At 55.6% G+C, this 13,131-nt stretch carries 7 protein-coding genes; all 7 read left to right on the top strand.

Features of this window, described 5'->3' with window-relative positions; all coding sequences use genetic code 11:
* Nucleotides 1-46 precede the first annotated feature (46 nt).
* The 7 genes from KBX14_RS05880 (at nt 47) to cas3u (ending at nt 12,726) form a co-directional block, all read left to right on the top strand.
* Nucleotides 47-2,596 (top strand): N-6 DNA methylase, encoded by a 2,550-nt coding sequence (locus KBX14_RS05880; protein ID WP_256042055.1) that lies wholly within the window; start codon nt 47-49, stop codon nt 2,594-2,596.
* Between the two features lie 469 nt (nt 2,597-3,065).
* On the top strand, nt 3,066-4,232 hold the full coding sequence (locus KBX14_RS11305; RefSeq protein ID WP_256042054.1) for a 3'-5' exonuclease: 1,167 nt from the start codon (nt 3,066-3,068) through the stop codon (nt 4,230-4,232).
* 720 nt (nt 4,233-4,952) lie between these two features.
* On the top strand, nt 4,953-5,825 hold the full coding sequence (locus KBX14_RS05870; RefSeq protein WP_256042053.1) for a hypothetical protein: 873 nt from the start codon (nt 4,953-4,955) through the stop codon (nt 5,823-5,825).
* A 315-nt stretch (nt 5,826-6,140) separates the two neighbouring features.
* Nucleotides 6,141-6,773: a type I-E CRISPR-associated protein Cas6/Cse3/CasE gene (locus KBX14_RS05865; protein WP_256042052.1), complete on the top strand. Its 633-nt coding sequence runs from the start codon at nt 6,141-6,143 to the stop codon at nt 6,771-6,773.
* A gap of 33 nt (nt 6,774-6,806) precedes the next feature.
* Complete coding sequence (gene cas7u, locus KBX14_RS05860; RefSeq protein WP_256042051.1) at nt 6,807-8,117, top strand: type I-U CRISPR-associated RAMP protein Csb1/Cas7u; 1,311 nt, start codon at nt 6,807-6,809, stop codon at nt 8,115-8,117.
* Complete coding sequence (gene csb2 / locus KBX14_RS05855) at nt 8,117-9,367, top strand: type I-U CRISPR-associated protein Csb2 (RefSeq protein WP_256042050.1); 1,251 nt, start codon at nt 8,117-8,119, stop codon at nt 9,365-9,367. Before cas7u ends, csb2 begins: the two co-directional genes overlap by 1 nt.
* Nucleotides 9,364-12,726, top strand: a complete 3,363-nt coding sequence (gene cas3u, locus KBX14_RS05850; RefSeq protein WP_256042049.1) for a type I-U CRISPR-associated helicase/endonuclease Cas3 — start codon at nt 9,364-9,366, stop codon at nt 12,724-12,726. The genes csb2 and cas3u overlap by 4 nt, the downstream gene beginning before the upstream one ends.
* Nucleotides 12,727-13,131 lie beyond the last annotated feature (405 nt).

Below are 13,131 nucleotides of genomic sequence, written 5' to 3'. Positions count from 1 at the left end.
TCAGGGGTCGGACCCATTCGGGTGCAGTTGACTTTAGGAGACAATGATGAGCGGTAGCGATCAAAAACTGAGTGGAGACAAGCAAGGATCTACCGAATTAGTAGCGGGGTCGGTGCTTGAAAGTGGGAAGATCGTCGACTATATCTCGGGCCAGGTCGTCGAAGCAGGGCCAGAGGAACTCGACGCCACGCAGCCATTTTCGCGATTGCTTGTCGAAGATTATGGGTATCCCAAAGGAAACATTCAGACACGTCCCCAGTTTCGTGTCAAGGCCTCTCCCTCTGATCAAGCAAGAACTGTTCCGGTGGACATTGCAGTTTTTGACTCCACGGACCACTCCCCTGATCAGCTGTACATGATTGTTGAGTGCAAAGCTTCACATGAGAAGTCCGAAGAGACTGATGACAAGCAAATATTTAACTATTTGAATTGGTCGCAAGCTCGTATTGGCGTTTGGACAAATGGTGAAGAGCGCGAAATCTATTTGAAAGTACCGCATGGCGGGAAATTCAAATATGAAAAGATTCCGTCGCTTCCGCGTTACGGAGAAAACCCCCAAGAGATTGGTCAATATCTTAGGAAAGAGCTACGCGCACCGCAGAACCTTCAACAGGTGTTTCGCACAATACGCGCGCACTTGGCGGGTAATGCCAGGGGTACGACTCGAGATGAGGCGATTGCCCGGCAGATGATTAATTTGATCTTCTGCAAAATCTACGATGAGAGATTCACGGCACCGGATGAGCTTGTCACATTCCGTGCAGGAATTGATGACACAGATGAGACTGTGATGACACGTATCAAAGACGTTTTTTCACAGGTTAAATCAAAATACGATGAAGTGTTTGATGAATCTGACGTACTTACGTTGGACGCCGCTTCTGTGAAGTATGTGGTGGGTGAATTGCAGAACTTCTGCCTGACTGATGCCGGCAGAGACGCTGTGGGTGAAGCATTTGAAGTCTTTATTGGTGGCACGCTTAAGGGGGATCAAGGGCAGTTTTTCACTCCGCGCAACGTAATTCAACTAATGACCTTTATTGCGTCGCCGGGTGTGCGAGACCAAGTTATCGATCCTGCTTGTGGAGCAGGCGGGTTTATTATCGAAGCCTTGCGCCAAAAATGGCAAAAGGTGGACGCTCTTGGCGAGAAGAATCATTGGTCTCCGGACGCTATATCTGAAGAAAAAGTAGCAACAGCGATAAAAACCATTAAAGGTATTGATAAGGATGACTTTTTAGTTAAAGTAGCTAAAGCGTATATGGCAATTCTTGGTGATGGAAAGGGGTCTATCTATTCGGAAGACTCCCTTGACCTTCCAAGTTCTTGGAGGCAGGCGGGCTCTGACGTTCACTTGGGAAGTTTCGACCTGGTTCTGGCTAATCCTCCTTTTGGTAAAGACATCAAGGTCCGAGGCGGTAATAAGCTGAAGCAGTATTCACTTGCACATGTCTGGACCAAGAGAAAAGGGCAACCACCGACAAGAACCGAGAAGATTCAGAAAGAGATGAATCCACAAATTCTATTTGTGGAGAGGTGCCTTCAACTAGCTAAGCCTTGCGGAACTATCGGTTTAATCCTGCCCGAAACTTACTTCCACTCTCCGAGTAACTCGAATGTTCGTGAGGTCCTGCTGCGGCAAAATAATGTCAAGGCGCTAATTGATCTCCCGCATAACACATTTCGACCGTTTAACAATGCGAAGTGTATTGCGGTTATTTTGGAAAAAGGTGTGGTTCAACAAGACAAGATACTTGGTGTGGTTGCTGAAGAAATGGGCCATAATCATCAAGGAAAACCGATTTATCGGAGACCGGGGGATGGGTCCGACAAAGCGCAGATCTGGGACGACATTACTGCGGCATATGAGGCACTTCGAGATCAGTGTGAAAGCGATCTTGTTTTTGAGATTGATGCTGCTGAAGTTAAGGCGAACGACATTTGGGTTCCTCGATACTACTGGCCCAAGCTTAATCAAGATTTCGATGCTCCAGGGAACTATGAAATCCAATGGACTTCACTAGGCGAGTTCATCGATCGAGGAATCATTGAAGATTCCTCGGGCCACGGAAGTCCGGCCTCGACTGAGAAGGGGCAAGGCAGGTACACGTATGCCCGAGTAAAAGACATTGTGAATTGGGAGATTTATAGGGATCCAACGTCGGGTATTACCCAAGCAATGATGAGGGAATTAACGGAGAAGAATCCGCTAAAGGAATTGGACATTGCCTACGTCTCACGCGGATCCTATCGTATCGGTGATGTAGCGATGGTTGGTCCATCTGATGTCGAGACAGCTTTGACCCGGGAGATTCGGCGTTTTAGAGTCAATCCTGCGCATTTCGACGAACTTGATCCGTACTACTTGCTCTACCTATTGAGCACCGAGGCGGTCCATCTTCAGACAGAGGCGAAGGTATTGCTCGATACAACGCTTCCTAACATCGGGAATCGGTACTTGACACTGGAACTCCCCTGGGCGGTTGATCCGGATGTGCGGAAGGAGATTTCCGACCAAGTACGTCAAGCATTAAACGCCAAATGGAAAGCGGCAGAGAATATTCGAGAGCTGTTGAGTTCAATCGACAGTAACTAGGAGGCCTCACCTAAGTCTGTTATGTCCATAGAGTTTTTGGGCTCCGTGGCCAAAAACTCTATGGACATAACTCATGTAGCCACAAGGCGATTGTGGAACGCGAAGGGGTTCGATCGGCACCGACGGAGTCGAACAAGAAGTAGTAGATCGATCAAGGACCGTAATCCAAGCCCTGTTCCATCAACTGTTGTCTGGCGTGGACGACCGCGATCTTGTCGGCGTCCTCAAATTTTCCGGCCGGGTGCTTTTGGGGCAGTCGAATCCGGCACGCTGCCAGATCGTCTCTTCTGTGCTATCCGGTCTTTGATGTTGTGGTACGTCTGCCGCGAGATGCCCAGTTCTTTGCAAAACTGTGTGATCGTTTTGCCGTCCCGAACGGGATCGAAATCCGCGACTTTTCTGCGCTTGTGCAATGGAATAGCCATCCGGCTATTCCACCGCCGTCAACGTCCAAAAGCCATTAGACATCGTGTCCAAAAAGTCCACCGCCGAAATCGAACACGCCACCCGCAGCGTCCTCGGCGTCGCCGCGAAGGCCGTCAAACCCTACACCGACGCCCAGGCCCAAAGCGTATGGGACAGTATCCTCTTCACCGCCGACGACGAACTTTCCACCGAGATCGCGAACCAGACCTTCCTCGCCGCGGAGTACGAAACCATCGTGCTTGCCCACGGCATCACCACCCAGGCCGAATACCTCCGCGTCGCCCGCACCGGCCGCGGCACTCCGCTGAACCGTAAGCAGCGCAAGCTAGTCTGGCCGCTCCTCGAGTCCGTCCTACAAACCCAAGCCATCGACGGCAAACTCCTCTGGCCCACCATGTCCGCCATCGGCGCCGCCGTCCTCACCATGCGCGGCCCGATCTTCGACCACGTCGTCGTCGACGAGGCCCAGGACTTCAACGCCGGACACTGGCACTTCCTGCGCGCCAGCGTCGCCCCCGGCCCCAACGACATTTTTCTCGCCGAGGACTCTCACCAGCGCATTTACGGCCAGCCCCTCGTACTCAGCCGCTTCGGCATCTCCACTCGCGGCCGCGCTTCTCGACGCCTCACCCTCAACTACCGCACCACCCGCGAAAACCTGGACTACGCCCTCCGCATCCTCGACGGCTCCGAGAACGCCTACATCGACGGCGAAGGCGAAACCGACAACACCTTCGGCTACCGCTCCGCGCGCTCCGGCCCCGAACCGACGCTCGTGCGCTGCACCGACCCTACCGAGGAATTCGACGCCGCCGCCCACTTCATCGGCACCTGGTTAGAGGAGGACCCCAACGCCCGCATCGGCGTCATGTGCCGCACACGCGGCCAGATTCCCCGCATCCTCTCTGGACTTCGCGACCACGGCATCGAAGCCATCCAAACCAAAAACGCCGACACCGCCGCCCACGAACAGGTCTCCGTCATGACCATGCACGGAGCCAAAGGCATGGAGTTCACCCACGTCGTCCTGATGGGCGTCGGCCGCAACATCCTCCCCCAGCGCTTCCGCCTCCGCGGACTCGCCGAAGCCGAAGTGGCACACGCCCTCCAACAGGAGCGCTCCCTCCTCTACGTCGCTGCTTCCCGAGCCCGCGACGCCCTCCTCGTCACCACCCACGGCGAGCCCTCCGACCTGCTGCCGGAGGTGTAGAAGTCGGCTGTAATTCCCGCGCGGCCCCACCCGCAATTCTGTTCACAAATTCCCGACTCCACGCGTAGGCAAGCGCCTTGTTGGTGGTGAACGACGCCAACAATCCCAGTCAGGCCGGGAGGGCTGATTTCCAGCTTTCAAGCTGAGCGATGACAGCGGGGGCTGTTTGCCTAATCTGTTCTTCGGGCGTATTCGTGCGACGGATTTCGTAATCTAAGAAATCAATAATTTTTCCTTCAGAGTCCGGGGGATTTGAAACTCCTGAGACTCGACCCAGTCGATCACGTCGGACACGGCGATACCTTCTCTGTTGGTGATAAATAATGCGCTAAAGCGCTATTGTCATCTGACTTCAGCTCTTTGCATTGAAGAAGGTGCGATAAGTTAATTATTGGGCTATCTGCGGTTTCCATAGGATACTCTATGTCCCAACACTGAGCTGGAGCCGTACGGTGTGCGGTTGTTTGTTCCCATGGGGCTTCAGCTGGTGATCTTGCACGAGGGATTGGGTTATTTATCTAACATTTTCTTTTAGATTTTATTTGACAGTGCAACATAGTGATGTGCTGAAAACCTACTTCAGGGGGCACGTTTGTCTTTCGATTGGAATAGCATGGTCATTTGGATTCGCACGTTCATTGCAGAGCAAATTGGGGCCTTCATTGGTGCAGCTTTGGGTGCGGTAGCGCTTTGGGCTATCTACCGTTGGATTGAGACTGAGTGGCCAAGTTCGTACACCAGGCCGGAGACCTCGGCGGAATCAAGTTACAAGCAAACCCGGTCCGAGCCTTCTTGTTTTTTCGAGGAGGTCCTGTCGCACTCGTAAGCTTGTTTCTGGCGGTAATTCTTGAGAGACGTGGAGCTAGTCCTTGGCTGGGTGTGGGTGTCTTATGTCTATTGCATATTTGGACGACTAACTTCAAGGCCTTGGTCGATCTCCTTCGTCCACCGAAACCCTCTACCTGGGTAGTCTGGACGTTCTACCACTTGTTCACAATTGCAACAGTTGTAGGAACCGCTGCACTTGTTACGTATTTTCGGGCCAACCTTCAATGGATGATCCCTGGTTCTGATGAACTCTTGCAAGCGGTTTGGGCTGGCATTTTCGCAGCTATCGCTTGGACAATTGCTCGTTCGATATTGAGTGCTCAAAAGCTCGAGGACGAAGAACTTATTGATTCCTTGATTGATGACATGGGTCGAAAGAATTGGGAGTTGATCGAACAGTTAGCTGCAGAGAATCAAACCGAGGAATTTCTAGTGAAAGCGATTGTGCTGGCAGAAGTAGAACAGCGACCACGGTGGTTTAGGCGGCTTGAACGCGCGGTTGGGTTTTTCCGGAAGCGGGGTACCTATGGGCCTGCGCAAGTTATGGCTGAGAGGCCGATCAGTGATGCCGAATCAATCGAGCTGTTATTCGGCAATATTGAGCGGGAGGGGTGGGCCGCCTTGGATAATGGCCAGGGGTATGTGGAGTCTGGTGCGTTAGAAGAGGCCTTCCTATCGCATAATCAAGATAGTGGCCATGCGAATCGGATGATTTACTTGTTTCGATTACTAGAAAAGCTAGAAAGCGAGAGGGGTAATCGGTAGGAATTTTCTTCTTGCTTACCGCCGACTGCTTTCGTTGCAAATGATCAGGCACCATGACTTCTGGGTCACTTCCATACGCCAGATCTAAATCTGGTTACTCTTTAAACTGCAGTAGCTCGTGGGGTGTGCTTTCGGACGTGGAGGTCGAGGCACGGAGCTGCAGAACAGTTCAGGCTAGTCCGTGTCTGCCATGTCGTTCCTACTCGGGTATACAGTCACCCATTCCACCAGAGTGTGCTTCGGTCTAGGAGCACGTTCGAACAAGAATTCCACAGCCCGCCAGTAACGTCCGGACCGTCTTTTATATTGGGGTCTATGATAAATGAAACCCCTACATACGCGCGGTATGTGCTCACGTTGCCGTCGAGAACAGCCGAAAAAATCGCGACAGACCACGGCGCTGGCCACCGCCTTTTGATGGCGCTGCTCCCTGATGGAGTGCTTGATCACCAATCCCCACGACAGTCCGCACACCTGCTGTGGACGATGGCGAAACCAACTGAGATGCTCGTCAGTTCCTGCATCCCGTTGAAGCAGACAGCCGATATTTCGGTGGCGGACGCAGAACACACCGAACCGCAGGCTGGAAAGCGCTATCTCCTCCAGACAACGGTTGAAACCACGTACACCCCTGCTACGTGGGTGCCGGAGGAAATCTGGAACCTTCCGAACCGGCCGGCAATCCATGGCAAACGTGTCCCCGTGCCGAACGAAAAGCTCGAGCAATGGTTGGTGGAAAAGCTTGAGCGGGTTGGCTTCTCGGTCGCCAGTCTTGATGCTGCGCGTTCGTACCGGATGCCGATCAGGAAACGTACGGTGCCGGTTGCAGATATTGCCGCTGAAGTCACGGTCGCGGATCTTGAGCTGGCGCTCAAAGCGTATCGCGAGGGCTTCGGTAGATCGAAAAACTTTGGCTGCGGGCTTCTGAGGCTCTCCCCAATTGCATAACCTCACTTGAACTATCTGAAAGGACTATTTCCTATGTCTCATGATTCCCTCTCAAAGAACTACGCGGCGATCACATATGTTGGGGACATGGTGCCCACAGCTGGTCGTGGCGCACCGATCGCACCGCCGACCTACATTGGAAGCTCTGATGGGGCTGCGTTTGCTCGTTCTGAGGCGCAACCAGTACCTACTCCTGAATCGGGCTATCGCGAGTTCGCGAAGGACCCTGATTCTGGTGCGCTCGTGCTTCGTCCGTCGGTTGTTGTGAATTCGCTTGGTGCTGAGGCAACGCGGATTGAAACGGCGATCATCGAAAATGAGGATCTCTTGGAGCTAAAGCTGCCAGGTATCTTCTTGGATCATGAAAAGACCAGCGACGAGAAGCTACTCGAGGTGGCAACGAAGGCGTTGAAGAAGAAGGATGCAGCACCGTATGACGAGAAGTTCCTCGCTGAAATGCTGCGTAATGACCTACGCCAGGCTGAAGCGAGCACGTGGGTGACTTCTCACCGTCATGCGGATGCGTACATCAGGCACAGCGAGATTGATGGCAAGCAGATCTGGGCAGATCGCGATAGCGAGGTGTACAGGATCATCACTAACGCCTCAGCCGATCGTGCAGACTTGCTGTTCCGCTACTTCCCTAACTCCGCGCTGTTTGGGTTCTGGCTGTCGTCGGTCGCTCCGCGGCGTCACAAGCTGGCGCGTTCGCTCTCGTCGGTGATGACAGGCTATGACGCGCACGATATTGCGTATGGCGCGACGAAAGGTGACGTACTTGGCGGCATCTCGGCCGAAGTGAATTTGCAGCGGGATGATAAGACACTGGAGCTTTGCGAAGGCGGCGACCAATCCCCATCGGAGTTCGGTCTCGGTCCTGTACCAAACGCACCGACGACAAAGGCCTTTTCGTGCGGTTCTATTCTGCGCCAGTCCTCTGTATCGTTGACCAACCTGCGGCACCTTAAGGTGCCTGGTAACCGCGAAGCGTCGCATCTGATTGCTGATGTACTGGCCTGGCTAGGAATCTTCGGGTTGCTTGTTACGCAGGATGACAACTTCCTCCGTTCAGGGTGTGACCTGGTCACGGTGCAGTCGACATCAGGATTCAAGCGCATCACCGCTGCTGGTACTGCTGAGGATTGGGACATTGACTTGGACGCAGCGATCGCTGGTTTCCAGGCAGCATATGGCCGACTGCCTGAGGAGCTGCGCTTCGCAGAGCCGATCTATACCGAGTGCCCGGAGGCCATTTTGGCTGCACGAGCGACGACTATCCTGAATGAGTCCAAAGCTTCGAAGTCTGAGAAAGGCAAGAAGAAGTCTGAGAAAGGCAAGAAGTAGTGGCACTGACATTTTCCGTTCAATTTGTCGCGGGGATGTACTCGGGGCATCACGAGGATCATGTCGTGTTCCCGCCGTCGCCAGCGAGGTTGGTCGCAGCGCTGCTTGCAGCGGCACATCGCTTACCGGAGGTCGAAGATGCTCGTGCGATTTTGAGTGAGATATGCGCTGCGGCGGATCCGCTCATCGTTGTCCCGCCCGCGTATGCAGGAGGCTCAGGAGAAACGTATATGCAGCCGATTACCGCAACCCCGGGCGGTAAGAAAGCTAATCATAAGGTGTTTGAAGGTCCGCAGAGAATCATGAGGCAACGCGGTGGAAAGATTCGCAAGCGCTCCAGTGGGCATTTTGTGGTCACTGGGGACCTGTACTTCGTGTGGGAGCAGCTCGACATCAACGATGAGCAGCTTGCGCTGGTGCAGCAGCTCGCCAACGACGTCGGGTATTTCGGCCGCGAGTCTGACCTGGTGGTGATCAGCGCAGGCCGCACCTCCAAGGTTGACTTGATCCGCGAGTGTGCGAACTCGCATGAGTTCTACTCGCCGATGCCACGGGGAGGTAAGCAACTCCGTGTGCTCTCACCGGGTTTTCTGAGCTGGCTCGATGATCGCTACGCGTCCACGTTCGGTGAGGATGCACGGGTCACCATTCCCGTGGATCACCGCGTGCGGACAGCTTCGTATGCTCCCGCCGCAGTGGTTCCGAACAGCGACAGTGTGCTCGTTCCCCTCGCTTTTCGACGCCCACTTCCCCTCGAGCAGGCGCTCAAGTACGCGAAGTCGGTTCGTGGCGAAGGCGGCGTCGCAGCCTTCCCTCTAACCCGTTCCGGCAACCGTTACCTGGATGGCTCCGCGGTAGGCCTAGGCGTCGTGACCACCGGTGGAGTCGTTCTTGATCCGTCATTCGATACTGAAGTACTCGGCGAGAATACAGGGGCGATCACGCTGCAGCCGAGCTATTGGCTTCGCCCAGCGCAGGTTTGGATGACAGCGGTTCCGTTCATAGGCCACCCTGAAAAGTGGGTCGCTACCCAGCAGATTCTTGCCGCGGTACCCGATGCCGAAATCCTTGAGATGTCTGCAGCGCCTGTTCGCGCCGGGCAACAGCATGTTCCGACGTTACCCACGCAGCGCGCTTGGCATCTTGTTTTGCGCACCCCGGATGTCGTCCACGGCCCGCTGTTACTGGACCCTAAGCATGGCACCGGAGTCTGTCTTCCCGATTATCGAGCGAAAGAGGCCCAATCATGAGCACTTTCCCAACATTTGCCTCGTTCTACGAGGCGGTGCATGGATTCGCGCCGTTCAAGTGGCAAGATGAGCTCGCCCAGCAAGTGTGGGAGCGCAAGAGCTGGCCTGAGCAGGTCGCTGCACCAACCGGTGCCGGCAAGACCTCGACGTTGGATATTGCCGTCTGGGCGCTAGCAAAAGACGTTGCCGAGCACGGCGTAGGTGCGCGCCATTTTCCGCTGCGTATTTTCCTCACAGTTGAGCGCCGCTTAGTAGTGGATGGTGCTGCTGCACACGGCGCCATTATCGCGAACAGACTCGAGACACAGCCGCAGCTTGCGCCGGTACGAGACGCGCTACGCCAGCTGCTTCCACGAGATCACAAGGGGCCGGTGCTTCGTGTCACGTCGCTCCATGGTGGCAAAGCCCCCGAACGTGAGTGGCTTACTCCGGTGGGCGCACAAATCATTACGGCAACGGTAACGCAGCTTGCTTCCCGCACGCTGTTCCGAGGCGTCTCTGTCTCCCCACGCACACTGTCCATGCATGCAGGTCTTACGGGTGTTGATCGCCTCATTCTTATCGACGAACCCCACCTTGCCCCGGCCGCCGTCAAAATGTGGCGCGAGGTGGAGCAACTCCAACGCCAGTACCCGCGTTCGCCTCTCGTAGGCTCGACCGTTGTTCTCGGAGCGACAATTCCTGAAAGCCTGAGGTCAGCTGATTGCTTCATTGGTTCTCTTGCCGAGGATCCGTCTCCAGCGGCGAAGGCCCGGTTGGGGATCAAGAAACCGGTCCGATTAGTTGAGACGTCGAAGCCGGTAGACGAGCTGGTAGCGGCTGCGGAAACCGCATTTCAATCACGCTCCCAAGACCCAGACAGCGATGGCGTCTTGGTCGTAGTGAATACGGTGAAGCGGGCTGTTGATGTGGCGAAGAAATTGCGTACGAAGCTGAAGCGTAGTTCTGCCAATGTCGTGTTGCTGACTTCGACGGTTCGACCCATTGATCGGGTACTGCCGGATGATTTCACTCCGGACACGGTGATCGTCGCAACGCAGACTGTCGAGGTCGGCGTGGACATTGATGCAGAGGTACTGGTGACGGAGTTGCCGTCGCTACCTGCACTAGTGCAACGCTTTGGGCGTGTGAATCGTACCGGCCTGCGCCAGCAGCGCGAGTCCACTGTTGTGATTCCGGTAAAGCCTGACGGTGCCGCGAAATCCATTTATGGACGCGAGCAGATGCAGGCATCGCGTGACAGTCTCTTTGCACAGGCAGAAGACGGTCTGATCGGAGACGCAAGCACGCTCGTGGTTCCCTCTGAGGCATGGGAACCTGATCCTCGTACCTGTTCGGTGGAGGAGTACTTGCCTCGTTTGACTTCGACCAGGCCTCCGGCGCAGGTTCCGTGGGAAGCGTTGGCGTTCGGACCTGATGCGACAGACCGCGCTAGTGTCACATTGGCGTGGCGTGAAAACCTGGATGAGATACTTGACCAAGCGCAAGTATTTCCCGACGAAACGATCGCTATTCCGATCGGGCAGGCGCAGGCGTTTCTCTCTGGAAAGTCATCGGATGCGGCGTTCGCGGATACTGTGGCGAGGAGTGGCGACAAACCGAAGTCGCAGCGTATCACCATCAACTGTCGTATTCGTGTTGGCGAAGAATGGGTGCAGCCCGAGTCCATCAGCCAGGTGGAACCGGATGCGCTAGTGGTTATCTCTGCGTCCGAGGGAGGCTACTCCCCAGAGACGGGGTTCTCTACGAAGCTGCAAGCGCCGGTGGAAGACCAATCGATGCAGATCTGTGTTCAGCAGGGACGTGGTTTCTTCGATATCGGGCTTCTCGATGAGCAAGACCTCTTCATGCTTGCCGAGCAACTTGGCCTCGAACCAGCCGATCTCATCTTGCAACGCATAGCGGAGCGCTTCTCCGACGTTGACGTTGAGAACCTCGACGTTGTGCTCAGCGGCCGTGCCGTTGGCGTCCGCTACTCCACAGCTGCAGCGCGACGCACCCCCAAACGCGTCACGCTTGCCGACCACAGCGTGCAGACTTCCCAGCTCGCCGAACAATACGCGACGCTTTCCGGTATTCCCGACGACATGGTTGAAGCAGTCTCTCGCGCTGGGCTCCTTCATGACGCCGGCAAGGTTGACCCCGGATTCCAACACAGTTTCGGCAACTATCTGCCTGAACCCGTTGCGAAACCGGTCGGTCGCGTCATGCCGTCGTTGCTTGATCGCGGTCAAACGACGTGGCGTCACGAAGTCCTTTCAGCGACCGCGGTTCGTGGTGACTCTTTCGCGGACGAACTCGTGCGCCACCTGATCCTGTCCCACCACGGTTGGGCTCGGCGCCTGAGCCCGCACGATGGCACAACCTACACGAACTCACTGCGCTACCGACTTCTCGAGGAACAATTTGGACCTTGGGGCGTGGCCCTTTACGAAACAATGCTGCGGAGCGCGGATTGGGCGGCATCGGCCTCTCCACGCAGTGGACTAGCCGAGTCGTGGGAGTCCCTCAACATCCATGTCAACCCCAATTCCCTCGTCGATGTCTCCGAGTACGCGGTGACGCACGTGTTCACAGGCCCACGGCCGTATTCCCTCACGATGCTTCTCGCAGGCATCGGAGCGCTCGCTTCTTGCGTCCGCAATGGCGATACCTCGGCGAAACTCAGGGTGGTCGACGGCAAGGTGGAACTGTCGTCGACAGTTGATCCTTCTTGGGACATGCAGCTCTATAACTCGATGGCCTTTTCTCTAGAGGTCGGGGCCGGTTTCAAGAGTCCGGATGGCACTTTGTGCGATAGTGATGCAAAGGATCGAGTGAAGGGGCGAAATAAGTGGTACCTCCAACACCGGCAGTCGGCGCTTGAACAGTGCCCGGAGGCCGCTCCTTTGTTTTTCGATGCCTTCACTGACGATGGGGAGTCGAGGTTGTTCTCAATCCCGATTTTCCACGGGAACGGAAAGCCGTATTTTGCCATTGTCACCGATGACCCCGTTCAACGAACACAATCACTTTACGACCCCACCATCGGCCTCGTGGATGGCAAAGGGACCGGAGGACTCGACGTCAACACAGACGATCGCTTCTCTGGTGACATGGATCGGCGATACTCCGAAGACCATCTGGCCTGGGCAATCGCGGGCATGGTTGCACTCGGCATGCCAGGTGACGAGAACGGGTCCGGTGTCCGCGATAGGCAATTGACACTGACCGCGCCTACCGAATGGTCGACTTTGGAAGAAATCCAAGACTTCGTCATGAGTCCCATTTCGACCTTGCCAATCTACAAGTGGCGCGACCAGCCAACCCGGCAATCTGGCCAAATCAAAGTATGGGAGCCCATCATGGACAGTTCTTAATCCCCGTAGTGTCACGGTTGTGCTCCGGTTTAAGACTACTAGTGCTCCTGCCTTGCTGACGGGGCAGTCGTATCTAAAATGGTCGGTGGTGTGACATCACTCCAGGTCAGTAAGCGTCTTCCCCGCATGCGTGGGGGGTGGTCCCCACCAAAGGGGGCACATGTCAAACCAACCGAGGTCTTCCCCGCATGCGCGGGGGTGGTCCCGCGGGGCATGGGGTGGTGGCGAACATTGTGGCGTCTTCCCCGCATGCGCGGGGGTGGTCCGGTTTTCCACACCCCGGCTTGTACGACAACGACGTCTTCCCCGCATGCGCGGGGGTGGTCCCCATGCGCGGGGAACGAGAATGTGATACGTGGTGTCTTCCCCGCATGCGCGGGGGGTGGTCCCACTCCGGCCGCGCTC

The sequence above is a fragment of the Corynebacterium sp. CCUG 61414 genome, assembly GCF_024453945.1.
GTDB lineage: Bacteria > Actinomycetota > Actinomycetes > Mycobacteriales > Mycobacteriaceae > Corynebacterium > Corynebacterium pseudogenitalium.
The sequence above is the reverse complement of the archived record's forward strand: the minus strand, read 5'-3'. Positions and strand labels throughout refer to the sequence as shown.